This is a genomic window from uncultured Sulfitobacter sp. (genome assembly GCF_947499945.1).
In the GTDB taxonomy this organism is placed as follows: Bacteria; Pseudomonadota; Alphaproteobacteria; order Rhodobacterales; family Rhodobacteraceae; genus Sulfitobacter.
In genome coordinates, this window is the sequence record NZ_CANMQD010000004.1 from 235,628 (window position 1) to 261,378 (window position 25,751).

At 55.9% G+C, this 25,751-nt stretch carries 23 protein-coding genes; 11 read left to right on the top strand and 12 right to left on the bottom strand.

Annotated features, from left to right (window positions below):
* Positions 1-835 precede the first annotated feature (835 nt).
* Complete coding sequence (locus tag Q0775_RS16605; RefSeq protein WP_298863505.1) at positions 836-3,019, top strand: alpha-ketoacid dehydrogenase subunit alpha/beta; 2,184 nt, start codon at positions 836-838, stop codon at positions 3,017-3,019.
* Positions 3,016-4,047 (top strand): ACP S-malonyltransferase, encoded by a 1,032-nt coding sequence (locus Q0775_RS16610; protein ID WP_298863511.1) that lies wholly within the window; start codon positions 3,016-3,018, stop codon positions 4,045-4,047. Before Q0775_RS16605 ends, Q0775_RS16610 begins: the two co-directional genes overlap by 4 nt.
* A gap of 54 nt (positions 4,048-4,101) precedes the next feature.
* Here the strand turns inward: Q0775_RS16610 and phoB are convergent, their stop codons facing one another.
* The 10 genes from phoB to Q0775_RS16660 all read right to left on the bottom strand — a co-directional run bounded on the left by phoB (position 4,102) and on the right by Q0775_RS16660 (position 13,511).
* On the bottom strand, positions 4,102-4,791 hold the full coding sequence (gene phoB, locus Q0775_RS16615) for a phosphate regulon transcriptional regulator PhoB (RefSeq protein WP_298863514.1): 690 nt from the start codon (positions 4,789-4,791) through the stop codon (positions 4,102-4,104).
* Positions 4,792-4,796: 5 nt separating this feature from the next.
* Complete coding sequence (gene phoU / locus Q0775_RS16620) at positions 4,797-5,507, bottom strand: phosphate signaling complex protein PhoU (protein ID WP_298863517.1); 711 nt, start codon at positions 5,505-5,507, stop codon at positions 4,797-4,799.
* Positions 5,508-5,511: 4 nt separating this feature from the next.
* Positions 5,512-6,309 (bottom strand): phosphate ABC transporter ATP-binding protein PstB, encoded by a 798-nt coding sequence (gene pstB / locus Q0775_RS16625; protein WP_298863520.1) that lies wholly within the window; start codon positions 6,307-6,309, stop codon positions 5,512-5,514.
* Positions 6,310-6,322: 13 nt separating this feature from the next.
* A complete protein-coding gene (gene pstA / locus Q0775_RS16630; RefSeq protein ID WP_298863523.1) occupies positions 6,323-7,639 on the bottom strand; it encodes a phosphate ABC transporter permease PstA in 1,317 nt (438 codons plus the stop codon).
* Complete coding sequence (gene pstC, locus Q0775_RS16635; protein WP_298863526.1) at positions 7,636-9,147, bottom strand: phosphate ABC transporter permease subunit PstC; 1,512 nt, start codon at positions 9,145-9,147, stop codon at positions 7,636-7,638. The genes pstA and pstC overlap by 4 nt, the downstream gene beginning before the upstream one ends.
* A 76-nt stretch (positions 9,148-9,223) precedes the next feature.
* Positions 9,224-10,261, bottom strand: coding sequence for a substrate-binding domain-containing protein (locus tag Q0775_RS16640; protein ID WP_298863529.1), 1,038 nt, complete (start codon positions 10,259-10,261; stop codon positions 9,224-9,226).
* A 155-nt stretch (positions 10,262-10,416) separates the two neighbouring features.
* The gene (locus Q0775_RS16645; protein WP_298863532.1) at positions 10,417-11,454 is read right to left on the bottom strand and encodes an ATP-binding protein; all 1,038 of its coding nucleotides are present in this window, start codon (positions 11,452-11,454) and stop codon (positions 10,417-10,419) included.
* A gap of 3 nt (positions 11,455-11,457) precedes the next feature.
* Positions 11,458-11,979 carry a gamma carbonic anhydrase family protein gene (locus tag Q0775_RS16650; RefSeq protein ID WP_298863535.1) on the bottom strand — a complete coding sequence of 174 codons (522 nt, stop codon included), beginning with the start codon at positions 11,977-11,979 and terminating at the stop codon, positions 11,458-11,460.
* Entirely contained in the window at positions 11,976-12,617 is a 642-nt protein-coding gene (gene gmk / locus Q0775_RS16655; protein WP_298863538.1) for a guanylate kinase, read from the bottom strand. The genes Q0775_RS16650 and gmk overlap by 4 nt, the downstream gene beginning before the upstream one ends.
* A gap of 3 nt (positions 12,618-12,620) precedes the next feature.
* Positions 12,621-13,511 (bottom strand): YicC/YloC family endoribonuclease, encoded by an 891-nt coding sequence (locus Q0775_RS16660; RefSeq protein WP_298863541.1) that lies wholly within the window; start codon positions 13,509-13,511, stop codon positions 12,621-12,623.
* 278 nt (positions 13,512-13,789) lie between these two features.
* Here Q0775_RS16660 and Q0775_RS16665 point away from each other — a divergent pair, with 278 nt between their 5' ends.
* On the top strand, positions 13,790-14,491 hold the full coding sequence (locus Q0775_RS16665) for a PAS domain-containing protein (protein WP_298863543.1): 702 nt from the start codon (positions 13,790-13,792) through the stop codon (positions 14,489-14,491).
* Positions 14,492-14,535: 44 nt separating this feature from the next.
* On the opposite strand, the gene Q0775_RS16670 is transcribed toward Q0775_RS16665, so the two are convergent.
* A complete protein-coding gene (locus tag Q0775_RS16670) occupies positions 14,536-15,906 on the bottom strand; it encodes a class II 3-deoxy-7-phosphoheptulonate synthase (protein WP_298863546.1) in 1,371 nt (456 codons plus the stop codon).
* 182 nt (positions 15,907-16,088) lie between these two features.
* Between Q0775_RS16670 and Q0775_RS16675 the strand changes: the two genes are divergently transcribed.
* The 8 genes from Q0775_RS16675 (at position 16,089) to Q0775_RS16710 (ending at position 23,990) form a co-directional block, all read left to right on the top strand.
* A complete protein-coding gene (locus tag Q0775_RS16675; RefSeq protein WP_298863549.1) occupies positions 16,089-17,093 on the top strand; it encodes a GlxA family transcriptional regulator in 1,005 nt (334 codons plus the stop codon).
* The gene (locus Q0775_RS16680; protein WP_298863552.1) at positions 17,090-18,193 is read left to right on the top strand and encodes a hypothetical protein; all 1,104 of its coding nucleotides are present in this window, start codon (positions 17,090-17,092) and stop codon (positions 18,191-18,193) included. Before Q0775_RS16675 ends, Q0775_RS16680 begins: the two co-directional genes overlap by 4 nt.
* 151 nt (positions 18,194-18,344) lie before the next feature.
* Positions 18,345-19,538, top strand: coding sequence for an ABC transporter substrate-binding protein (locus Q0775_RS16685; RefSeq protein ID WP_298863555.1), 1,194 nt, complete (start codon positions 18,345-18,347; stop codon positions 19,536-19,538).
* 112 nt (positions 19,539-19,650) lie between these two features.
* Positions 19,651-20,433, top strand: coding sequence for an ABC transporter ATP-binding protein (locus Q0775_RS16690; protein WP_298863558.1), 783 nt, complete (start codon positions 19,651-19,653; stop codon positions 20,431-20,433).
* Entirely contained in the window at positions 20,430-21,248 is an 819-nt protein-coding gene (locus Q0775_RS16695; RefSeq protein ID WP_298863561.1) for an ABC transporter ATP-binding protein, read from the top strand. Before Q0775_RS16690 ends, Q0775_RS16695 begins: the two co-directional genes overlap by 4 nt.
* Positions 21,249-21,250: 2 nt before the next feature.
* Positions 21,251-21,643: a hypothetical protein gene (locus tag Q0775_RS16700; RefSeq protein WP_298863564.1), complete on the top strand. Its 393-nt coding sequence runs from the start codon at positions 21,251-21,253 to the stop codon at positions 21,641-21,643.
* Positions 21,643-22,656, top strand: coding sequence for a branched-chain amino acid ABC transporter permease (locus tag Q0775_RS16705; protein WP_298863567.1), 1,014 nt, complete (start codon positions 21,643-21,645; stop codon positions 22,654-22,656). The genes Q0775_RS16700 and Q0775_RS16705 overlap by 1 nt, the downstream gene beginning before the upstream one ends.
* Entirely contained in the window at positions 22,653-23,990 is a 1,338-nt protein-coding gene (locus tag Q0775_RS16710; protein WP_298863570.1) for a branched-chain amino acid ABC transporter permease, read from the top strand. The genes Q0775_RS16705 and Q0775_RS16710 overlap by 4 nt, the downstream gene beginning before the upstream one ends.
* A 104-nt stretch (positions 23,991-24,094) precedes the next feature.
* On the opposite strand, the gene Q0775_RS16715 is transcribed toward Q0775_RS16710, so the two are convergent.
* Positions 24,095-25,675 carry a helicase HerA-like domain-containing protein gene (locus tag Q0775_RS16715; protein ID WP_298863573.1) on the bottom strand — a complete coding sequence of 527 codons (1,581 nt, stop codon included), beginning with the start codon at positions 25,673-25,675 and terminating at the stop codon, positions 24,095-24,097.
* Between the last annotated feature and the right edge of the window lie 76 nt (positions 25,676-25,751).

Consider the following 25,751-nt stretch of genomic DNA (forward strand, 5'->3'; position numbering starts at 1 on the left):
ACACTACACAGAGACATGATTACGGGAGATCAACATTGCGGACCATCGCTCAAAGCCCTCTAAACATAGCTTTCTTCATGATTACTTAAATTACATAATACTGATTATAAAGCTTATACTATATACCTTCAAAACAATGATATCATCCCTTTGCTATTCGGGAACATCTCTCTCCTGATCAAGTGAGCAACGGAAGTTTGGGCATGTACTCAATGACAATAAGCGTGTGCGCGTTCGAGCGTTCAAAAGGACGCGAACATGTAAGACGTCGCGAAGCGACAGATGTTTCCGCTTTTGAAGACGTGTCGAACCGAAGACACTGCCGCAATCCTGCATAAAACGAGCGGCAAAGCCCCGAAAAACAAAATCAACGTTGAACATGCAAACTATGGGCGTCTCCCGCCAACGCGTTTCCGAACCCAGAACGGCGGATAAGACATGCCGCCATTTCCGGAATCAAGCATCTGAGCGTCGTGCTGGCACACATCAAGAATAAGTAGGGAAAAACTGCACCAAAGCAGAAGGTCAAACCAGTCAGAAATAAAAGCGACTATGTGATGACGCGTCGTCTTCCACCTGCCCGGCCTCAACGCGTGAAGTTGTCGCTCGTAGGACATCAAGCTGCAAGTCTTGTCAAACCTGCGATATGTGAGGTCTCTGGTCTGCTAAGCCTCGCTTCCGCCGGCGCCCTTGTTGGCGGCATTTCCGAATTGCATCTACATACTAAAAAGCCCTCATGTTTTCCATCCTGTACCCTTGCAGGACAAATGAGCATTGACCTCACCTGAGGTGTTATGAAACCTGCGACAAGTAATATTCGTTATCGGAGAACCCCATGGATCGCGCCGCTATCGTCCACCAGAACTTCCTGAGACGGCTCGCCGCCAATGATCTGCCTGAGGGTCCCGCACCTGACCCCACGATCGAGCCTGCCAAGCTGATGGAGATATTTCGCAGTCAAACGCTTAGCCGCCAACTCGACCGCACCAGCCGCGTGATGCAGTCCCAAGGCAAAGGATTCTACACTATCGGTTCGTCAGGTCATGAAGGTATGGCCGCTGTGGCCGAAGCACTCAGACCAACTGACATGGCATTCCTGCATTACCGGGATGCGGCGTTTCAGATTCAGCGCGCTGCACAACTGCCCGGTCAAAGCCCTGTATGGGACATGCTGCTGAGTTTTCGCGCTGCCGCCGCCGATCCAATCTCTGGCGGTCGCCACAAGGTTTTGGGCTCACGCAGCCTTAATATCCCCCCGCAAACCTCTACAATCGCTAGTCATTTACCCAAAGCTGTTGGTGCGGCTTATTCAGTGGGTCTCGCCAAACGCTGCCCACCAGAGCACCAGTGCTTGCCCGATGACAGCATCATCATGTGCAGTTTTGGCGATGCCTCATCGAACCACTCCACGGCTCAAGGTGCAATTAACACAGCCTGCTGGACGAGCTTCCAATCCGTGCCAATGCCATTGCTTTTTGTTTGTGAAGACAACGGGATAGGCATCTCTGTTCCCACACCACGCGGTTGGGTTGCGGCAAATTACGCCCACCGTCCGGGCCTGAGGTATTTCGCCTGTGACGGGTTGGACATGGCGCAAACGCTGCGCGTGTCCCAAGCCGCAGCTGACTACGTCCGCCGCACGCGCAAACCAGCGTTTTTGCACATCAGCACGGTGCGCCTTTACGGCCATGCTGGTTCTGACGTCGAAATGACATACCGCGACAAAACAGCGATTGAGGCGTCGGAAGCAAATGATCCGCTGCTCCACTCGGCACGTATTTTGCGGGATTCAAACATTAGCACCCCGTCAGAAACGATTGAAATATATAATGAAATTGAGAATACCTGCACCCGCGTCGCCATAGAGGTGATGCAGCAGAAAACCCTTACCGATCCTGCAGGCGTGATGGCCAGCATTGTTCCGCCCACCCGCACCTGCGCCCCCTCTAACGGCCCCACACCAGAGGCCCGTACGGAAGCGTTTGGAAATGATCTCAAACAAATGAAAGAGCCACAGCCGCTTAATCGTCTGTTGGGTTGGGCGCTCACCGACCTCATGCTGGAGCATGGCGAGATCATCGTCGCTGGTGAAGATGTGGGCCGCAAAGGCGGCGTTTACGGCATCACCCAAAAACTACAAAGCCGCTTTGGCCCTGACCGCGTGATCGACACACTATTGGACGAGCAGTCTATTCTGGGCCTTGCCATCGGCATGGCACACAACGGTTTTGTCCCAATCCCTGAAATCCAATTTCTCGCCTATTTGCACAATGCTGAAGACCAACTGCGCGGTGAGGCGGCCACTCTGAGCTTTTTCTCGGACGGCCAATATACCAATCCGATGGTGCTGCGTATTGCGGGGCTTGGATATCAAAAAGGCTTTGGTGGGCATTTTCACAATGACAACTCGCTGGCTGTGCTGCGCGATATTCCTGGCCTTATCATCGCCTGCCCCTCCAATGGTGCCGATGCCGCGATGATGCTGCGCGAGTGTGTCCGCCTTGCGCGCGAGGACCAGCGGGTTGTGGTGTTCGTCGAGCCTATAGCCCTCTATCCTATGCGCGATTTGCACGAAGACGGCGATGCGGGATGGCTCACCACATATCCCGCGCCGGACCGCCGCCTGCCGCTGGGTGAAATTGGCCTACTGGGTGACGGCACAGATCTTGCGATCGTGAGCTATGCCAACGGGTATTACCTGTCGACCAAGGCCCGTAAAACCCTTGTCGAGAAGGGCATCAACGCCCGCGTGATCGACATGCGGTGGCTTGCCCCCCTGCCTATGGAGGCGATCCTGGAAGCTACAAAAGACTGTACAAATATCCTAGTCGTAGACGAGTGCCGCGCCACGGGCAGCCAGTCAGAAGCGCTTGTGGCGCTTTTCACGGAGGCAGGCCGCACCCGTGTGGCGCGTGTCACCGCCGAAGACAGCTTTATCGCAACGGGACCCGCCTATGCAGCCACCCTGCCCTCAACCGACAGCATCATCGCAGCCGCAACAGCATTGGTGGCATCATGAGCCGCACGACCGCCGTCCTTATCTGTCCGGGTCGTGGCACCTATAACAAAGCCGAACTTGGTACGCTCACCCACACCCATGGAGGCAATCCGATGATTGCGCAGTGGGACGCGTTTCGGGCGCAATCGGGTCAGCAAACCTTGACCGATCTCGACACAGCGCCGCATTTCTCGGGCGCACGCCACACCACTGGCGATAACGCTTCGCCGCTGATCTATGCGTGCAGTTATCTCGACGCACAGGCCGCCCACCGCAGCCATGAAATCCTCGCCGTAACGGGAAATTCGCTGGGCTGGTACATCGCCCTCGCCGCAGGGGGCGGAGCGGATGCAATGGGCGGCATGAAGATCTTGAATACTATGGGCAATTTCATGCACATGCATGGTACGGGTGGTCAAATTCTCATGCCTTTTGTGGATGAAAACTGGCAGCCTGTCCCAGATGAAGAAAGCCGCCTGCACAACCTGATCGCTACCATTGATGCACTTCCCGATCACCGCTTGGCGCTGTCTATCCATCTCGGCGGCATGCTGGTTGTTGCAGGCAATGAGGCAGGCCTCGCTGCCTTCGAGCGGTTCACAGGCGGAGATGACACACGCAAACCCCTGCGCCTGCCCAACCATGCCGCCTTTCACACCTCCATGATGCAGGAGGTGGCACAAATGGGTCAAAAGGCCCTGCCCCAATCCTTGTTTAACGACCCCACAACCGCCCTGATCGACGGACGCGGCAGCGTCTGGCATCCAAAATCAACGAACCTGACGGCATTGCGTGACTACACCCTCGGTCACCAAGTGACCCAAACCTATGATTTCACCGCAGCGGTCATATCAGCCGCCCACAATTTTGCACCGGAGCGTTTCATCATCACTGGCCCCGGCACGACATTGGGCAGCGCCGTGGCCCAAGCCCTCATTGGAATCAAATGGCAAGGCATCAACAGCAAAGCAGCCTTCCAAACGCGCCAGAATGAAAACCCTCTTGTCATCAGCATGGGCCGCGAAGATCAACGAGAATTGGCGCTCTAGGTCCACCTAATTTCCAAAGAATGTCAGATCCCGACACGTACTTCAGGCGCGGGTTTATCCCAAAGAGTACCCCGTCCCCCGCACAGTTCTGATCGGATCCTTGCCACCCTGCCCCTTGAGCACTTTGCGCAGCCGCGCGATATGCACATCGACCGTCCGCGTATCCACGTAGATATCCCGCCCCCATACCAGATCGAGCAACTGCTCACGGTTCAGCACGCGACCCTGCTTTTCCATGAATGTCACGAGTAATCGGTATTCTGTGGGGCCAAGCTTCACTTCCGCATCTCCTCTCGTGACACGGTGGGTTTCTGGGTTCAGCGTAATGTCATCATGGGTCAAAACCGCACCGACCGCCGCAGGCCGCGTACGGCGCAACTGGTTTCGCACCCGCGCCATCAGCTCGCGCAGGTTATAGGGTTTCATGACATAATCGTCCGCGCCTGTATCAAGGCCGCGCACCGCGTCCACTTCTTCCGAACGCGCACTAAGCATAATGACAGGGATCGCCCGCGTCTCGGGCTGCGTCTTAACTTGCCTGCACACTTCGATCCCAGACATGAACGGCATCATCCAATCCAGAATAATCAGATCGGGCGCTGCCTCGCTAATGAGCAGCATCGCCTCTTCACCGTTTTGTGCCTGCCGCACGACGTATCCCTCGGCCTCGAGGTTATAGGCCAGTACTTCGCGTTGCGCTGGTTCGTCCTCCACCAAAAGCACTTGGATTTGTGCAACAGACATAGGGCTTAGTCCTGCGTGTTCAGCGATGTCTCGTCCGCTTTGGGCCGCGGATCATCAGGTGTCGAGCCTGTAACAAGATAGATCACTTGCTCGGCCATCGATGTGCAGTGATCGCCCATCCGCTCCACATTCTTGGCGATGAAATGCATGTGCATACAGGCCGTGATATTGCGCGGGTCTTCCATCATGAAAGTGAGGAATTCGCGGAACAGCCCATCATACATCTGGTCCAGCTCTTCATCGCGGGCAATCACATCAGCGGCCAGCGCTGCGTCACGGCGGATGTAGGCATCGAGAGAGTCTTTCAGCATTTCCTCGGCCAGCCGCGCCATGCGGCGGATCGCAGCCGTGCTATCGTTCACAGGCGGCATTTGGGAAAGGACAGAGGTCCGCTTGGCCATGTTCTTGGCATAGTCGCCGATCCGCTCAAGGTTGCCCGAGATTTTCATAACGCTCAGGATCATACGCAAATCAATCGCAGTGGGCGCGCGCAGTGCAATCACCCGCGCTGCGTTCTCGTTGATCTGCGCTTCCAATATGTCGATCTGTTTATCCGCTGCTCGGACCTGCTCGGCCAGAGGCTCGTCACGTGTCTCAAGGCTTTTTGCAGCTAGGCGGATCGCGTCCTCGACCAGCCCGCCCATTTTCATGATCTGGGCCTGTACCTTCTCAAGATCGCGGTCAAAGGCTGAGGCGATGTGGTGTGTCTCTTCCATGGGTCTACCCAATCCTTCCGGTGATATAGCTTTCCGTGCGCGGGTCTTCGGGTGTAGTGAAAATCTTGTCCGTGTCGCCGAATTCCACAAGGTTGCCGAGGTGGAAAAACGCGGTGCGCTGGCTCACCCGTGCGGCCTGCTGCATGGAGTGAGTGACAATCACCACCGAATAGTTCTGCCGCAACTCGTCGATCAATTCCTCGACCTGCGCCGTGGCAATCGGGTCAAGCGCTGAGCAAGGCTCGTCCATGAGCAGCACTTCAGGCTCGGTCGCGATCGCCCGTGCAATGCAAAGGCGCTGTTGCTGGCCGCCAGACAGGCCCGTTCCGGGTGCTTGCAAACGGTCCTTCACCTCGTTCCAGATCGCCCCACGCCGCAGCGCTTTTTCCACGATCTCGTCAAGCTCTGCCTTGTTGCGGGCAAGGCCGTGAATACGCGGGCCGTAGGCCACATTGTCATAGATGGACTTCGGAAACGGGTTCGGCTTTTGGAACACCATACCGACTTTGGCACGCAACTGAACAGGATCAACAGCGGGATCATAGATATCCTCGCCGTCGATCAAAATTTGCCCCTGCACGCGGCAGATATCAATCGTATCATTCATACGGTTGATACAGCGCAGAAACGTGGATTTGCCACAACCTGACGGGCCGATAAACGCAGTGACAGTCTTATCCTCGATCTCGACATCGACGTCTTTGATCGCGTGATTATCGCCGTAATAGACTTGAACGCCTTTGGCAGAGATTTTGGATGTGCTGGCCACAGGAGCCTCCGATGTTTGAGGTATGTCTTGCATGATCTCGGTCCTTCTACCAGCGCCGCTCGAAACGGCGCCGCAGCATGACCGCGATAAAGTTCATCGTGATAAGAAACACGAGCAGGATGATAATGCCGCCCCAAGCGCGCTCATAAAAGGCAGGGTCCGCACGTTTCGCCCACTCATAAATCTGTGCAGGCATGGCGGAGTTGGGGTTCATCAACCCTTCGGTGATCGTCTCTGGCCCATTGGAGGCGATGAAACCCACCATGCCGATCAACAGCAGTGGCGCAGTCTCGCCCAAGGCTTGTGCCAGACCGATGATCGTGCCTGTCAGGATCCCAGGTGCCGCAAGCGGCAGCACATGGTGAAAGACCGACTGCATCTTCGACGCACCCACGCCAAGGGCCGCATCACGGATGCTGGGCGGCACCGATTTGAGGGAAGCACGGGTGGAAATGATGATCGTTGGCAGGGTCATCAGAGTGAGGACCAAACCGCCAACCAAAGGCGCGGAATTGGGCAGGTGCATGTAGTTGATAAAGACTGCCAAACCAAGAATACCGAACACAATCGACGGCACAGCAGCGAGGTTGGAGATATTCACTTCGATAATATCGGTGATCCAGTTTTTCGGCGCGAACTCCTCAAGGTAAATTGACGCCGCCACACCAATGGGCAGGGCCAGCGCCAGCACCACCAGCATCATCATCAGCGAGCCTACCATGGAGACGCCCATGCCGGCCGCCTCTGGGCGCGCGTCCGAGCTGTCAGAGCCTGTGATGAACGCGATGTTGAATTTCTTGCCCAGCACACCTGCGTCGCGCATCTGATCGACAAGGTCCAGCTGCTCCGAACTGATGTTCTTATCGTTCACAATGCTCTCGCGGGTCACGCGGTCCTTGAGGTAGCCATCAACACGACCTGAGGCCAGAAAATCAAACGAGACTGTTTGCCCAATCAGCGTGGGATCCGCCAGTACCGCATCGCGCATCTGCGCTTCGGCCCCTTTGGACAGGATACCCGCCATGTCTTTGGGTTTGAGATCGGATTGCACCGCACCGCTTTCTACAAGCGCCTCAAATGCATCAACCAAAAGCGGCTTGTAGCCAAAGGTGGAGACTTTCTTGATATCCTCAATGTTCCGCTCGCCCTTTTTATCCAGCTTTGCGGCAGCCAGCGTCACATCAAGGGTGAGAAAGGTTTGCTGAAACGCGCCCGTGCCACGGCTGACGATAGTAGTCAGCAGGACCATGAGCATCAGCATCCCTATACCAATGGCGATCAGACCATAGGCCTGGAACCGCGTTTCGGCACGGTTACGCTTGGCTGTACGCGCGTCTTGTTTGAGCAGCGAGGTATGGGTCATTCGTATTGCTCCCGATAGGTCCGCACGATGTAGAGGGCGATCACATTGAGGCCCAAGGTCAGAATGAAAAGGGTAAGGCCAAGGGCAAAGGCCACCAGCGTCTCGGGGCTCGCGAAATCCGTATCGCCGGTGAGTTGGCTCACGATGCGGGTGGTGATGGTGGTCATCGCCTCGAACGGGTTGCCGGAGAAGCGGGCAATGGCCCCTGCCCCCAAAACCACGATCATCGTCTCGCCAATGGCGCGGGATGCGGCCAGCAGGATCGCGCCAACGATACCGGGCAAGGCGGCTGGCAGCACCACATTGCGGATCGTCTCGGACGGGGTCGCACCGAGGCCATAAGAGCCGTCGCGCAAAGACTGCGGCACCGCGTTAATGATGTCATCGCTCAACGACGAGACGAAGGGGATCAGCATGATGCCCATGACCAGACCAGCAGTGATCACCGCAGTCGCGCCCGACATCAGCGGATCACCATCGCGTAGACCTTCCATGCTCAATGCACCACCTGCCCCGAACACATCGACCAAGAATGGCCCGACTGTCAGCAGGGCGAAAAGGCCGTAAACGATTGTCGGGATACCTGCCAGAATTTCCAAAAGCGGCTTGGCAATCGCCCGCATCTTTGACCCTGCGTACTCCGACAGATAGATCGCCGCGAAAAGGCCAATCGGCACGGCAACAAGCAAGGCGATGAAGGAGATATAGAGTGTGCCCCACAAAAGCGGCAGGATCGACAACTCACTGTTGCCGCGAAAGTTCGGCGCCCATGAGCCGCCAAGGAAGAAGTCCTGCCACGGATGTTGGGAAAAGAAGTTCAGCGACTCAAAGACCATCGAGAGCACGATCCCCACGGTGGTCAGGATCGCCAGCGATGCGGCAGTGATCAGGAGCGCCATAATACCGCGTTCCACCACATTGCGGGCGCGGAAGGCAGGGTCCGCCGCACGCACGGCGAGTAACAGACCTGCAAGCGCAATCAAGATCACGACACCCGCGCGGATCATGTCCCAGCGCGCATCGAGGTCCCGCGCGCGCTCTGCCGCCGCCAACACAAATGGCTCCACATCAGATCCAAGGGCCACACCGACGCCCGCAAGCGTCTTGCGCAACGTAGACGGGTCCTCGCGCAGCGCTGCAATGCTTTGGGGGTCCAGAACTCCTTGGGCCACTGCGATATTCAGCCCCTCTGCCACACGGTTCACATCCGACAGGATCAGACTGTCTGTGCCACGCTCGCCCACAGCCGCGACGGGCAGCATCGGCAAAATAGCATTCTGGATCATCATCGGCTGTGTCAGCAGCCAGATCACCAGCACCCCTAGTGCTGGCACAGCCGCAAACATCGCGGCGGTCATGCCGTAATAGTTGGGCAGCGAATGCAGCTTGCGCGCATCGCCCCCCGCCCGCGCCATCGCACGGCCCCGCGCAAGCGCGTAACCCGCGATAGCAAGGGCTAGCACGAGTAGCGCCAATGTCAAAGGATTGCCGAGGAAAGACAGGGGCATAAAGGCTCCAGCGGTTTAACAAAAGTAAGGGGCCGCCTTGAACAGCAGCCCCTCGGTCAGATAACTAGAGTGCGGATCAGGACCCGCCACCAATTGTTGTCTCGTTCATCACAGCCTCTTGGGTCTCGGCCAATTCCGGATCTGAGACGAGGCCATATTCGGCAAGCGGTCCATCGGGGCCTGCAACTTCATCAGCGACAAAGAACTCGGCGAACTCCTTGAGGCCGGGGATCACGCCGATATGGGCCTTCTTGATATAGAAGAACAGCGGACGCGAGACGGGATATTCGCCCGTCGAGATACTCTCGGTGGTGGGCACAACTCCCGACATGGTCGCCACTTGCAGCTTGTCTGTGTTGTTCTCGTAGAAGGCCAAGCCAAATACGCCAATACCGTCCTTGTTGCTGTCGATGCGGGCCAGTGTCTCGGTATAGTCGCCGTCGATGTCAACGGATTTGCCATCAGTGCGTACCGCCATGCATTTTCCCTCTGCGGTGTCCTCGTCGACACCTGCCGCTTCCATCGCGGCAAGGAAACCACCCTCTTTACAGCCTGCAAGCAGGACCTTCTCCTCAAACACTTCGCGTGTGCCATGCTTGGTGCCTGGAATGTAGGTCACGATGGGCTGGGCGGGAAAATCGGAGTTCACTTGATCCCAAGTGTCAAAGGCGTTCGGGACCAATGCACCGTCGGTGAAATGCTCAGCAGCAAGGGCTTTGTACCAATCCACTGGTGTGAATTCGAAGGCATTGCCGTTGATGTCGGAGGCAAAAACTATCCCGTCATACCCTACGCGCACTTCGATAATGTCAGAGACACCATTCTCGACACAAACCGCCAGCTCTTTTTCGCGGATTTGGCGCGACGCATTGGCGATATCGATGGTATTCTCGCCTACGCCGTCACAAAACCGCTTGAGCCCCGCGGAGGAGCCGCCCGATTCTACAACCGGTGTTGGAAAATCAAAGTTCTCGCCAAAAGCCTCAGCCACAATCGCGGCGTAAGGCAGCACAGTAGAGGAACCTGCCACCTGAATATTGTCGCGCGCGGCAGCGGCACTTGCGGATACAGCGGCAATCGCCAGTGCGGAAGTCGTGAGTTTTACGAAAGACATTCATGTCTCCTGTCAGCAAATAAGATCGACCATCCCCATGATGGTCTGATGCCACGCTAGGGCGGCGTTGCTATGGTTTTGTGACAGTTGCATTACAGTTTTATGACAGTGGGCAGCGTAATCGGGATTTTCCTCAGAATAGCACGGCATATGACTCACTCTATCGGCAAAACCACTATGACTTCAGTACCTTGACCCAGTTTTGACGAAATCTTGATCCGTCCACCATGGCGGTTGAGAATGTGCTTCACAATCGCGAGGCCCAGACCCGTGCCGCCCAATGCTCGGTTGCGGTGGTTGTCAGCGCGGTAGAATCGCTCTGTCAGGCGCGGCAAATGACGCGCGGCGATCCCGGCCCCCTTATCGCGCACGGTGATGACCAGACCGCGACCGCGCAACAGTGGTGCTTGAGCCTCTTCGCGGGCAATCACATAGACATGTTTGCCCGCCCCACCATATTTGACTGCATTCTCCATGATATTTGTGAAGACCTGAGTGAGCTGATCCATATCTCCGCATAGGGTCAGACCGTTACTGGGCACATCCAGCACAAACTCCACCCCTCCCTCGGCTGCTATCGGCTCCAACGTTCGCACAGCGGCCGTAAGGACTGCCACTGCATCTACTTTTGTTTTCGGACGCACCCGCTCGTCCGCCTCGACACGGCTCAGCGAGAGCAGATCGCCGACAAGCCGATTCATACGTTCCGTCTCAGTTGTCATCGTCTCAAGGAAGCGTGCGCGGGCCTTGGCGTCGTCGCGTGCAGGGCCGCGCAACGTCTCGATAAATCCCATGAGCGCCGTCAGCGGCGTGCGCAACTCGTGGCTGACATTGGCCACAAAATCACGGCGCATCTGACTGGCAGCGCTTACATGGGTGACATCCTGAAACAGGACCAGCACTGCGCCCGTCTTGCCCATACGGCTCACCGCAACACTATAAGTGCGATCACTGCCGCTTTCGCGCGTTAGATATTCAGCAGGGGACTGTTTGGCCCCTGACAGGCATGCCTCAACGGCCTCCGCAACAGATGGTTGGCGCAGGGCGGTAATAAAATGCCGTCCAACCGCATCCATCCCCAGCAGTTTTTCGGCGGCTGGATTAAGCGCCACGATCTCTTCGGTCTGCGCAATGGCCAGCGCCGGCATCGGCAACGCAGTCACCAGTTCGTGTAGAGAGATCAGCCCTGTCACAGCCTAGAGCGCCTTAAGGTCCCGCCCAAATCGTGCCGCGTTTTCCTGATAATGCTCAGCGCTTTTAGTCAGCGCCAAAATCGCAGCTTCGTCCAGCGTGCGCACTACTTTTCCAGGGGCGCCCATCACAAGGCTGCCGTCCGGGATCACTTTATTCTCGGTGATCAGCGCCCCTGCCCCGATCAGACAATTCTTGCCGATCTTGGCACCATTGAGGACCGTGGCCCCCATCCCGATCAGAGAGTTATCCCCGATGGTACAGCCATGCAGCATGACCTTGTGACCGATGGTGCAATTCACACCGATTGTCAGGGGAAATCCGATATCCGTGTGGAACACGCAATTTTCCTGCACGTTTGATCCTGCACCCACAGTTATGTTCTCGTTGTCCCCGCGAATGGTGCAGCCGAACCAGACAGAAGACTTCGCCGCCAAAACCACGTTGCCAATTACGTTGGCATCGGGCGCTACCCAAGCGGTTGGATCAATCTGCGGCGTGATTTCTGCAAGGGCGTAGATAGTCATGTCAAATCCTCGAACTGGCTTTGGAGTTTACGGGCGATATCGCTGAGCTGTGGTTGCTGGGTGCGTTTCAAACGCTCCGCAGAGATAATAGTTTTCAGCTTGTCTTCGGTGGTGTCCAGATCATCGTTTACGATAACATAGTCGTAGCCGTCCCAATGGCTAATCTCGTCCCAGCTTTTCTGCATACGTTTTGCGATAGTGGCCTCGTCGTCCTGTCCACGACTGACCAGACGGCGGTGCAACTCTGAAATCGACGGCGGCAAGATAAAGATCGACAACGTATAAAGGCCCAACGGCGAATTGCGGATCTGCTGTGCACCTTGCCAATCGATATCAAACAGGACGTCATTACCCTTGCTGATCTCGCGCTCCACCGGCCCTTTTGGAGAGCCGTAGAAGTTACCAAAGACATGGGCATGCTCAAGCATTTCGCCCTCACCAACCCATTTTCGGAAAGTTTCCTCGGTGACAAAGCGGTAGTCTTTTCCGTCCACTTCCCCTGCACGCGGCTCCCGCGTGGTTGCAGAGACAGAAAAGCTCAATGTGTCATCCCACACCATCAACCGCTTGGCCAAGGTAGATTTGCCCGCACCCGAGGGCGAGGACAGAATGATCAAAAGGCCGCGACGCTGGTTCATATCTTACTCCACATTCTGCACTTGCTCGCGCAACTGGTCGATCACCGCTTTGAGCGCAAGGCCCACCCGCGTCAGACCACTGTTTTGCGCCTTGGCACACAGCGTATTGGCCTCACGGTTGAACTCTTGCATCAGGAAATCCAGCTTTCGCCCGATGGGTCCATCTGCATCCAGCAACGCCCGAGCCGCAACCACATGCGCACCAAGGCGGTCAATTTCTTCGGTAATGTCCGCTTTTACAGCAATCATGGCAAGCTCGGCCGCGATGCGGTCAGGCTCGATCCCTTCAATATTGTCCATCACGCGCCCGAGGTTGCGCTTGAGCGCTGCCGCACTCTCTATGCTGCGCGCCTGCGCCAGTGTTACCGCCTCATCGGTCAACGCTTCGATCTGGTCGAGTTGATCGCGCATAACTGTCTCAAGCGCGGCACCTTCAGCGCTTCGCATTGTGTTGAATGCTCTCAGAACTTCCGTGAACTCCGCCAGAAGTGCAGAAGACAATTCTTCGTTGTTATCCTCAAGGACTGCTTGTTCCAGAACGCCGCGCATGGTTACGATGTCCGTTGCTTTGGAAGGGGCCAGCGAGACCCCCGCATCCATCGCTGCCATCTCGATCCGCCCTAGAGCCTCAAGCACCGAGGCAAGCTGCGTCTCGTTCACGGCCAGTGCACCGCCACCCTCTTCGCGCACAACCCGTAACCCCAAGGTCACATTGCCGCGCGCGATGTCTGCCACAGCCGCTTTGCGCAGGCCCGCTTCGAGCCCGGGTATCCAGTCAGGCACGCGAATGCGCAGGTCCAACCCCTTGCCATTGACCGCCCGCAATTCCCAGCTCCAGCTGTGCGGTCCCAGTGCGCCCGCTTTTGTGGCAAAGCCCGTCATTGACCTGATCATTCCAGCACACCCTTTAAATTCACCTTTGGTTTTGGAATAGGTTTTTTTCCCCCTTATCTGCAAGCCCCTTCACCCCCAATTAAACGATGAGGCTACCATAACGATATTAACCTTTATGACTGAAATATGACCAATCTGGGGCAACCGATGCTAGAACTGCCTTATCGACGGACACTGCACAGAACGTGCATTCAGGCCAAAAGTCGCTTGAACGCTATGATTGCTGCGGAAATCCGCCCGTCTCCCCCAATACGCACGTCACCCAGAGGAGAGCTTTAATGGACAATTCGAGTGAAACCCAACACAATGTCGTAACTATGTCAGACCAGAAACCTCACAGCGGTTACGCAGCTTTGTCCATCGTGGAAGCCTATTGGGACGCGCTACGTGCAGGCCGTGAAATGCCCAAACGCGCCGAGATTGATCCGCGCGGCATCGAGAGTGCGCTGGAGAATACCTTTATTCTGGAGCGTGTTGCCCCTGGCGTCGCGCGGCTGCGCATCGCAGGCAGTCATTTGCACGATATCATGGGCATGGAAGCACGCGGCATGCCGCTCACGGCCTTTTTCGAGCAGGATGCACGGATCAAAGTCGCAGGCCTGTTGGAAGAGGTTTTCCAGACTCCCGCCACAGCGCATGTCACAATGCGTTCTGGTGGCAATTTGGGCCAGCCTGCCCTTGAGGCGCGAATGATCTTGCTCCCGCTCAAGAGTGATCTAGGCGATGTGAGCCGAATTTTGGGCTGTATGGTATGTTTGGGCCAATTGGGCACCGTGCCGCGCCGCTTCGACTTGACCAATATTTCTGTCCACCGCCTTGGCTTGGCACCGTTGGTTGAGCCCCAGCCAGATCCGGTCCGGGAGGAGTTCAGCGCACCGCAAATGCCATTTACACCGCAACCAATGAGTGCCGCAATCGATACTGAAGGCAGCGGAAAAAAACGCCCACCTTACCTGCGACTGGTCAAAAGCGACGAATAAGCAGACTGCGGCAGGACACAATGGCCCTGCCGCAATAGTTTTAATCAACCTGCTGCTTTTGCCGCTTCACGGCCACGGCGGGTCGAAAGTTCTTCAGCAACCAAAAAGGCCAACTCAAGCGATTGGCTTGCGTTCAGGCGCGGGTCACAGGCTGTGTGATACCGGTTTGACAGATCTTCATCCGTAACCGCACGTACCCCCCCTGTACATTCTGTCACATCCTGACCCGTCATCTCGAAGTGCACACCACCGGGAACTGTCCCCTCTGCTGAATGCACGCCAAAGAATTCACGCACTTCGCGCAGGACACTTTCGAAGGGACGGGTTTTATAGCCCGATGAGGATTTGATCGTGTTGCCGTGCATCGCGTCACAGGTCCAAACGACATTGGCCCCCTCTTCCTGCACAGCCTTGATCAAGCGGGGCAAGTGATCGCCAACCGATCCCGCACCAAAGCGGGCGATTAGGGTCAATCGGCCCTCTTCATTGTCCGGATTCAGCTTGGTCATCAGCTTTTTGAGATCATCCACTTCCATGGACGGACCACACTTCAACCCAATCGGGTTTTGCACGCCCGAAGCGAACTCAACATGTGCACCGTCAGGCTGACGCGTGCGGTCCCCAATCCAGATCATATGGCCAGAACCCGCAAGCCATTTGCCAGTCTCGGCTTCTTGGCGGCACAGCGCCTCTTCATATTCCAGCAACAGAGATTCGTGGCTGGTGTAGAACTCAACCGATTGCAGAGTATGGGCGTTGTCAGGCGACACACCTGCGGCGGCCATGAAATCAAGTGTGTCGGAAATACGTGCCGCGAGATCGCGGTACTTCGCCGCCTTCTCGCCATCGGTAAAGCCAAGGGTCCAGCCGTGCACTTTGTGCACATCCGCATAACCACCCGTCGAGAATGCACGCAGCAGGTTCAACGTCGCCGCCGACTGAGTATAGGCACGCATCATGTTTTCGGGGTTCGGGATACGCGATTCAGCTGTGAAAGCGAGATCGTTAATGATGTCACCGCGGTAACTGGGCAGTTCAATCCCGTCCACAGTCTCCATGTTGGCCGAACGCGGCTTGGCGAACTGGCCCGCCATACGGCCCACTTTGATTACTGGCACTTTTGCACCGTAGGTGAGAACCACTGCCATTTGCAGCATCACCTTAAACGTGTCGCGGATCATATCGGAGCTGAACTGTTCGAAACTTTCGGCGCAATCTCCACCCTGCAATAAAAATGCCTCGCCACGGCCTGCGGCCGCCAGATGCTTGCGCAAGCGGCGTGCCTCACCCGCAAAGACCAAAACAGGATATCGCGACAGCTGCTCTTCAACAGCTTTCAAGGCAGCCTGATCAGGGTAGTCAGGCATTTGAATCCGTGGCTTAGAACGCCAGCTCGATTTGCTCCAGGTCGTCATAACTCATGCTCCGGTCGTTGGCGCGGCGCCGAATGTTGGCGCAAACGCAGTGTAAGTTTATAGCTATACAAAACATGAACCCCAGTGGCCATAACCCATTTCATCGCTTGACCTCGCAACATCCCTCATGCCCTAGTAACGCACTGTAAATCTATTTAACCCGTAGCACGCTGGATTTTTAAGTGGCCCAAGCCCCTCACGCCCAACGCATTCCCCGCGATCAAGACAAGCCGCGCCGCTTTGTCTTTGTGCTGTTGGACAATTTCAGTCTGCTGTGCTTCTCCACAGCGATAGAGAGCTTGCGCATCGCCAACCGAATGGCGGGGCGCACTTTGTATGAGTGGACGGTGATCGGCGAAGGTGGCGTTTCGGCGACCTGTTCCGCGGGCACGGTGTTTCAGCTCGACAGTGATCTCGACGAAATGAGCCGTGATGATACGATCATGGTATGCTCGGGCATAGACGTGCAAAGTGCGACAACAAAAAAAGTTCTGGCGTGGCTGCGCCGTGAGGCCCGTAAAGGTCTGATCATCGGCGGCTTGTGTACGGGTGCCTATAGTCTGGCCAAGGCTGGATTGCTCGACGGGAAACGCGCCACAATCCATTGGGAAAATCAGGACAGTTTTGCCGAGGAATTCGAAGAGGTGACTCTGACCAAGTCGGTTTTTGTGGTGGATAACAACCGCATGACCACAGCGGGCGGGACCTCCTCCATTGATCTCATGCTCAAGATCATTGCCGATGACGAGGGTGAAGATCTGGCCAATGCTGTCGCGGACCAGCTCATCTACAGCTCCATCCGCACCGACCAAGACACACAGCGCCTAAGCGTGCCCACCCGTATCGGTGTGCGTCACCCGAAGCTGTCTGCTGTAATCCAGATTATGGAAGCCAACATCGAAGAGCCGATCAGCCCGTCGATATTGGCCCAAGACGTCGGCATGTCCACGCGCCAGTTGGAGCGCTTGTTCCGCCGCTATCTCAACCGCTCGCCCAAGCGGTACTATATGGAACTGCGTTTGCAGAAAGCGCGTAACTTGTTGATGCAAACAGACATGAGCGTTATCAACGTGGCCCTCGCTTGCGGCTTTGCCTCGCCCTCGCATTTTTCCAAATGCTACCGTGCGCATTATGACAACACCCCCTACCGCGAGCGCGGAAGCCACGCGGCGCGTCTGTCGATTTGAAGACAGCACTGCGCATCTTTGCCATCGTGATTGCACTGGGTGCAGGATTGCTGCTTTCCGTCATGTTGGCGTTTGGCGGCCCCAACTACTACGGACTGCGCCCCCATGCGGTCAAGGCGGGGTTGGACTCGCATGACCTGTCCGATCTCACAGCCCTCGCGCAATATGGCCCTGTCAGTGGCATCATCAGCTATGACGCGTGGTATGAGGGGCGTAATGGGCTAACGGGTTGGTTCCTGTTGCCCATTGATCAGGCGGAGGACCTCGAATTCAACGTCAACGGTCAACTTGATCCCACCCTCGCTGCATACTTTGGCGCGCCACCACGCCGCTGCAAGGGCACTGGACTGCCGGAAAAGATGATCCGCGCAGTTGAGCCGGAGCGAAACCAGTCAGGCTTTCTCGGACGCTCCACCTGTACGCGCAGCAAGATGGACATCCGCGACATCATCGCGGCCAGCAGTCCTGCACAACGGCATGAGACCGCCATGACCCATGCGGAGCTTTTGGCATTCGATGACCGCGCTAACCCCCTAATGATCCGCGATAATGTCAGGCTCTGGCCCACGCCATATGCCTATTACCGCACCATCACGCTTCCCATTATTTGGCAATCTCAGGACCGACGCCCCCACTTCGGCATCAGTGATTTGCGGCAAAAAGCAACTGAACTCGCCGAGCACCTAAACCGTGAAGGCCATGTTGGTGTGAGGATGCAGATGCAAGAATGGTATCCCCGTTATTTCTCCGATGCAGAGCCGCACCTGCTCCCCTTGGTCCGCGAGAATAAAACAGTGCTGATTACTGGCATTCGGTTTGCCCGCCTGAGCTTTGTTGTGCTCTGCGCAAGTAACGCAAGGGCGGATTGTGATGCCGTTGAAGTATCGCAATTGCGCACGGATATTGATGCAGTGCGGGACCAGCGCATTTTACAAGATGCTTTGGCAGGCGAACAACCTCTGCCGGACACCAACATGGTTTTGCGGCATGTACTTCATGAAAGCGACCTTGAAGGAAGCACCATACTTGCCCCTACGTCGGAAGAGCGGCGCTTTTCAGTGACTTGGTATGACGCCCGCGCAACGGCACCGCTTAAATAGCCGCCTTGCCATGCTATCGGCCAAAAATCAGGTGATTGTCCCGTATTTGCGAACAAAATAGGGCCAAACGCCCGAAAAAATCTGCTTCTCTTTTCGGCAAACCGCGCATAGGCTCGGCCCCGAACATAAAGTTCCAACTTGGGAGAGACACATGAAAAAGATGCTTATGGCCACAACGGCTGCAGCACTGGTTGCCACGGGCGCATTCGCCGACGGCCACTCAAAAGAAGTTAAGATCGGTATCCACTTCGGCTTCACCGGCCCGATTGAATCACTGACGGGTCACATGGCCGATGGCGCCGAACTTGCGATCAAAGAAGTATCCGACAGCGGCATGCTCCTGGATGGTATGACAGCAAGCGGCATGCGGGTTGATTCCGGCTGCATCGACAACGGTCTGGCAGTGTCAAACGGTGAGCGTCTGATCGCAGATGGCGTCGCGGGCATCGTAGGCTCCGACTGTTCCGGTGTGACAGGCGCGCTGTTGCAGAACGTCGCCATTCCAAACGGTATGGTTATGATTTCCCCCTCCGCCACGTCACCGGGTCTGACGACTATGGAAGACAACGGCCTGTTCTTTCGCACGTCCCCATCGGATGCGCGTGAAGGTGAAGTCATGGCAGAAATCTTGCAAGAGCGTGGCATCAAGTCGATCGCTCTGACCTATACAAACAACGACTACGGCAAGGGTCTGGCAGACGCGATTGAATCCTCGTTCAAAGCAATCGGCGGCGAAGTAACAATTGTTGCAGCGCACGAAGACGGCAAAGCGGACTACTCCGCCGAAGTTGGTGCACTTGCATCCGCTGGTGGTGATATCCTCGTCGTTGCAGGTTACCTCGACCAAGGTGGTGCAGGCATCATCAAAGCCGCACTCGACGCAGGCGCATGGGAGCAGTTCGGCCTTCCAGGTGGCATGATCGGTGAAGCATTGCCAGCAAACATCGGGCCTGATCTCAACGGTTCATTCGGTCAGATCGCAGGCTCAGAAGGCCCCGGCATCGAAAACTTTGAAAAGATGGCAGAAGAAGCAGGCTTCCTCGGCGCATCCCCTTATACACCTGAAAGCTATGATGCAGCGGCGCTGTTGCTCTTGGCCATGCAGGCGGCAGGTTCCACTGATCCGGCCATGTATAAGGACAAGATCCTCGATGTAGCTAACGCACCAGGCGAGAAAATCTTCCCTGGCGAATTGGGTAAGGCGCTAGAGCTGATCAAAGCTGGCACAGACATCGACTATGTCGGCGCCTCTGCTGTCGAACTGATCGGACCTGGCGAATCTGCTGGTACATACCGCATGATCGAAGTTAAGGACGGCGAGAACGCAACTGTCGGCTTTAAATAAACACTTTGCCCCTTGGGCATGACATTGAAACAGCCCGGGATTTTCTCGGGCTGTTTTTATAAGGACTGGAGCGCGTCCACAGAGACGGGCCAAGTATACGGGGATAGAACATATGATCGTCGTTGACGATTTACACAAACATTTCGGGGGCTTCCATGCCGTTGATGGCGCAAGCCTCACGATTGAAGAAGGCTCCATTACTGGTCTGATTGGCCCCAACGGTGCCGGAAAAACCACTCTTTTCAACGTAATAGCAGGCGTTCTTCAACCGACGTCCGGTCGGGTGATGATGGACGGTGAGGATATCACCGGCCTGCCGCCGCACACGCTGTTTCATAAGGGCTTGCTGCGCACGTTCCAGATCGCGCATGAGTTCCATTCGATGACCTGTCGCGAGAACCTGATGATGGTACCGGGCGGTCAATCGGGTGAGACGCTGTGGAACACATGGTTTGGCCGCAAACGCATCGCCAATGAGGAACGCGCCCTGCGCGCAAAAGCCGACGAAGTGCTGGAATTCCTCACAGTCGAGCATCTGGCCGATCAAAAAGCGGGGCAAATTTCTGGTGGGCAGAAAAAACTGCTGGAACTGGGCCGTACCATGATGGTGGATGCCAAAATCGTATTCCTTGACGAGGTCGGTGCGGGTGTGAACCGCACGCTGCTCAACACCATCGGGGACGCCATCCTGCGCTTGAACATGGAGCGCGGATATACTTTTGTCGTGATCGAACATGACATGGATTTCATCGGGCGCTTGTGTGATCCCGTGATCTGTATGGCCGAGGGCCGCGTGCTGGCCACCGGCACCCTGCCCGAAATCAAGGCAAACGAGCAGGTGATTGAAGCCTACCTCGGCACCGGTCTCAAGAACAAAGAACAGGTGGGCGCATGAGTGATCCATATGGCGACCGCGGGAACAAAGACCTATCTGTAGGCAATCCAAAAGGGCAAGGATCGATCATGCCAAAAGCAAGCGGCAAGACACATGCCTCTCCCGGCGGGCCGTTCCTGATTGGCGACACGATGACGGGGGGGTATGGCAAAGGGCCTGACATTTTGCACAACTGTACCATCGCTGTGGAAAAGGGCGAGATCGCCGTGATTGTTGGCCCGAACGGTGCTGGCAAATCGACGGCGATGAAGGCCGTTTTCGGGATGCTGGACGTCCGCTCAGGCTCGGTTCGCCTTGATGGCGAGGACATTACCAGCCTCAGCCCGCAAGCGCGGGTGAGCAAGGGAATGGGGTTTGTGCCCCAAACTTCAAATATCTTTACCTCCATGACGGTTGAAGAGAACTTGGAAATGGGCGCCTTCATCCGCCGCGACAATTATCTTGACACGATCGAGCAAATTTACGAGCTGTTTCCGATCCTCAAAGACAAACGCTTCCAAGCCGCAGGAGAACTCTCGGGCGGTCAGCGCCAGCAGGTTGCCGTGGGCCGCGCGTTGATGACGAAACCCAAAGTGCTGATGCTCGACGAGCCTACGGCGGGCGTCAGCCCCATCGTGATGGACGAGTTGTTCGACCGCATCATCGAAGTAGCGCGCACGGGTATCCCGATCCTAATGGTGGAACAGAACGCACGCCAAGCGCTTGAGATTGCAGACAAAGGTTATGTTTTGGTTCAGGGCGCAAATGCATTTACGGGGACTGGCAAAGAACTGCTCGCCGATCCTGAAGTGCGCAAGAGCTTTTTGGGGGGGTAAGGATGACAAACAGCCTTTCAGCTTTTGCCCTTATTATTTTTGCCGCCACATCCGCATCAGCAAAAGAGGACATTGTGTTTCGTATTGATTGCACTTTTGACCGGGGCACTTCTTTTGCGGATACAAAAATGTTTTCCGAAGTTTTCAAAACCAGCACGACTTCAACGCACGCTCCTGCAAAGGTAGCAAAAGTTCGGGGGGCGTTGCTTTATGAGATGCCTACGGATGTAGGCGTGCGTCAATTTGTCGGAAACATATATGCCAAGGGGCAGTTTTCGACGGTGACAACAGTGTTTGCGGACGGTCAATCCGTGAGAACAACGCTACATTACGGTACTGAGGGTTCTCCGCTTAAAGTCACTGCTGAAATCGGCCAATGTGAGGTTGTCGAATAATGGATTTTCTCAACGCAATTGTAGCACTTGCGAATTATGTGCTGATCCCCGGCATTGCTTATGGTAGCCAGCTTGCGATTGGCGCACTTGGGGTAACGCTGGTCTACGGAATACTGCGCTTTTCCAACTTTGCCCATGGCGACACGATGGCGTTTGGTACGATGATCACCATACTGGTGACATGGTGGATGCAATCCGTTGGGATCAGCCTTGGGACGCTGCCAACAGCCCTCCTCGCCCTGCCCTTTGGCATTATGGGGTGTATCGCATTGGTGCTCATCACAGATCGTACCGTTTACAAATTCTACCGTGAACAAAAGGCAAAACCTGTGATCCTCGTGATCGTCTCGATGGGTGTTATGTTCGTGATGAATGGTATCGTGCGTTTCATCATCGGACCAGATGACCAGAGCTTTTCGGACGGGCCACGGTTCATCATCTCAGCGCGCGATTTCAAACGGTTGACGGGGCTCGATGAAGGTCTGGGCATTCGCACAACTCAGGTGATCACCGTTGTAACAGCGATTGTAGTTGTGGCGCTGTTGTTCTGGTTCCTGAACAAGACTCGGTCGGGCAAATCCATGCGGGCCTATTCAGACAATGAAGATCTCGCCCTACTGTCGGGCATAAACCCAGAACGCGTGGTGATGATCACATGGATCATCGTTGCGGCCTTAGCGACCATCGCAGGCACACTTTACGGGCTGGATAAATCATTTAAGCCCTTCACTTACTTCCAACTGCTGCTGCCGATCTTCGCCTCCGCTGTGGTTGGTGGCATCGGCAGTCCGCTGGGTGCTATTGCGGGTGGTTTTGTTATCGCCTTCTCCGAAGTGACGATCACCTATGCGTGGAAAAAAGTGCTGGGGTATCTGATGCCCGAAAGCCTCGAGCCAAACGGCCTCGTCCAGCTCATGTCCACCGATTATAAATTTGCCGTCAGCTTTGTAATCTTGCTGATTGTGCTGTTGTTCAAGCCTACGGGCCTCTTCAAAGGGCAGTCCACGACATGACCGATACTGTGAAAAACTCCCTCCTCTTTGCCTTGGTGTTTACGCTGATCATTATCTCGGGCTTCTTCCAAGGCTGGAATAACGCGATGTTTATCGTGAATATGGGCATTATCTCGGCAATCATGGCGCTGGGGGTAAATTTGCAATGGGGCTATGCGGGCCTGTTCAACGTAGGCGTCATGGGCTTTGTCGCACTGGGCGGCCTGGCGGCGGTGCTGATCGGGATGCCTGCGACGCCGGGTGCGTTTGCTGCGGGCGGAACAGGCATCGTTATCGCGCTACTGCTTGGGGCTGGCACGATCATCGCCGCAGTCCTTGCTTACAAACGTATGACCGCTGGGCGTAATCGCAACCTCGCTATCACAGCGATTTTAATCTTTGGCTTTTTTGTATTTCGTGGATTTCTGGACCCTGCTGTTGGTCTTATCGAAGATGTGAACCCTGCCGCGACCGGCTACCTTGGCGGTTTAAATCCAGGCACTCAAGACACATACCGCGATAATGGCTGGATCATGCTAATCGCTTGGCCTGTGGGCGGATTGTTCGCGGCTGGCGCAGCATGGCTGATCGGCAAGGCAGCGCTTGGTTTGCGCTCGGACTACCTTGCGATCGCGACGCTGGGCATCGCGGAGATCATCATTGCCGTGTTGAAGAATGAAGATTGGCTGACGCGCGGCGTGAAGAACGTCGTCGGAGTGCCACGTCCTGTTCCCTATGAGTTGGACTTGCAGAACTCGGCTGTATTTGTCGAGCGTGCGGCGTCCTTGGGTTTCGACCCCGTCGAGGGTTCTACCATCTTCGTCAAGCTTCTTTATGCTGTGTTGTTCGCCGCCGTGCTGGGGATCATTTTCTGGCTGAGCCAACGCGCGCTTAACTCCCCTTGGGGTCGGATGCTGCGTGCGATCCGTGACAATGAGGTAGCTGCCGAAGCCATGGGCAAGGACGTGACTGCGCGCCATTTGCAAGTGTTCATTCTCGGCTCTGCCATTTGCGGAATTGCGGGTGCCATGATGACTACACTCGACGGACAGCTCACACCCGGAACCTATCAGCCGCTGCGCTTTACCTTCCTGATCTGGGTGATGGTGATCGTGGGCGGATCGGGCAGCAACCTTGGTTCGATCCTTGGTGGTTTCCTGATCTGGTTCCTGTGGGTTCAGGTTGAACCAATTGGCCTATTTATCATGGACATCATCACGTCGGGTATGGCCGACGACAACTGGCTGCGTATCCACTTGATCGACAGCGCGGCCCAAATGCGCCTGATGACCATGGGTGTAATCATGATCCTTGTGCTGCGGTTCAGTCCACGCGGGTTGATACCGGAGAAATAGACGCTGACGCAATTGTGCAAGGGGACTTGCGAGATTGCGAATTTAAAGGTCAAATGAAAAAGAGCCGCGGGCATGTCACTGAGACAGTCCGCGGCCTTTTGGTTTTAACGGCCTCTAAACAGACCACCAAGGATGCCGCGCACGATGCGGCGTCCTGTAGTGCCTTTCAGTTCCTTGATCACCACATTTGCAATGGCGCCCCCAATGCCACTTCCTGCGGGACTTGTGCTGCGGCGGGAGGTTGTCTGACCCTTGCCTGCGTAACGGCGGGCCTGTTTGAAATCGCGCAACGATGGCGTGTCGGCTTCCGCTTTCTTGGCGGCTTTTGCATCTGCTTCGGCTTTTTCTATAGCAGCTTCGGCGGCTTCGGCCTCAGCAGCAGCTTGCTCGGCGCGGCTGCGCAATGTTTCAAATGCGCTTTCGCGGTCGAGTGGGGTGTCGTATTTACCTGCCATGGCAGAGGTCGCCATAAGCGCATGACGCTGTGCGATGGTGATCGGCCCCAGTTGGGAAGACGGCGGACGGATCAATGTCCGCTCGACCATTCCGGGAACACCCTTTGGCTGGAGCATGGACGTAACTGCCTCGCCAACACCCACTTCGCGGATCGCTTCTTCGGTGCTAAAGGCGGGGTTATCGCGGTAGGTTTGGGCAGCGAGGCGCAGCTCTTTTTGGTCTTTGGCAGTAAAGGCCCGCAGGGCATGTTGCACGCGGTTTCCAAGCTGGCCGAGGATGTCTTCGGGAACGTCTGCAGGGTTTTGGCTTATGAAATAGACGCCGACGCCTTTGGACCGGATAAGCCGAGCCACCTGTTCGACTTTGTCCACCAGCGCTTTGGGCGCGTCGTCGAAGAGGAGGTGCGCTTCATCAAAAAAGAACACTAATTTGGGTTTATCCGAGTCGCCCACTTCGGGCAGCTCCTCAAACAATTCAGACAGCAACCACAGCAAGAATGTCGCGTACAGTTTGGGCGCGGCCATGAGTTTGTCAGAGGCAAGAATGTTGATCATACCGCGCCCGTCGGCATCTGTACGCATCAGGTCCGACAACGCCAAAGCTGGCTCCCCAAAGAGGTTATTGCCCCCCTGATTTTCCAGCACCAGCAAGCTGCGCTGAATCGCTCCAATAGAGGAGGTTGAGACATTACCATAGCGCAGAGAGAGATCTTTTGCGTTTTCACCAATCCATACCAGCAACGCTTGCAGGTCTTTGAGATCAAGCAGCGCCATGCCGTCCTCATCCGCGAGGCGGAAGGCGATATTCAAAATGCCCTCTTGGGCGTCTGTCAGGCCCAGAAGCTGGCCCAGCAACAGCGGACCCATCTCGGAGACTGTTGTGCGCACGGGATGCCCCTGCTCCCCGAACATATCCCAGAAAGTGACGGGAAATGCCTCATATTTAAAATCGGTAAAACCGATCTTCTCGGCGCGCTCTGTAAACGGACCATGGAGTTTGTGATTGGGATCTCCCGCCATCGCGAGACCGCTCAGGTCCCCTTTTACATCGGACAGAAACACCGGCACGCCCGCGTTTGCAAACCCTTCAGCCATGATCTGGAGCGTGACTGTCTTACCCGTCCCCGTTGCCCCCGCCACAAGACCGTGACGGTTGGCATATTTGAGCGACAAAAACTGCTGCGTGCCGTAGTCAGGCCCACCGCCGCCGATAAAAAGATCAGAACTCACAATCATAGTCTCCTGTAATTAACGCAGCTCGGGTCATTCGCATGCCGCAAAACCGCCCCGTCTGAGCATACTTACT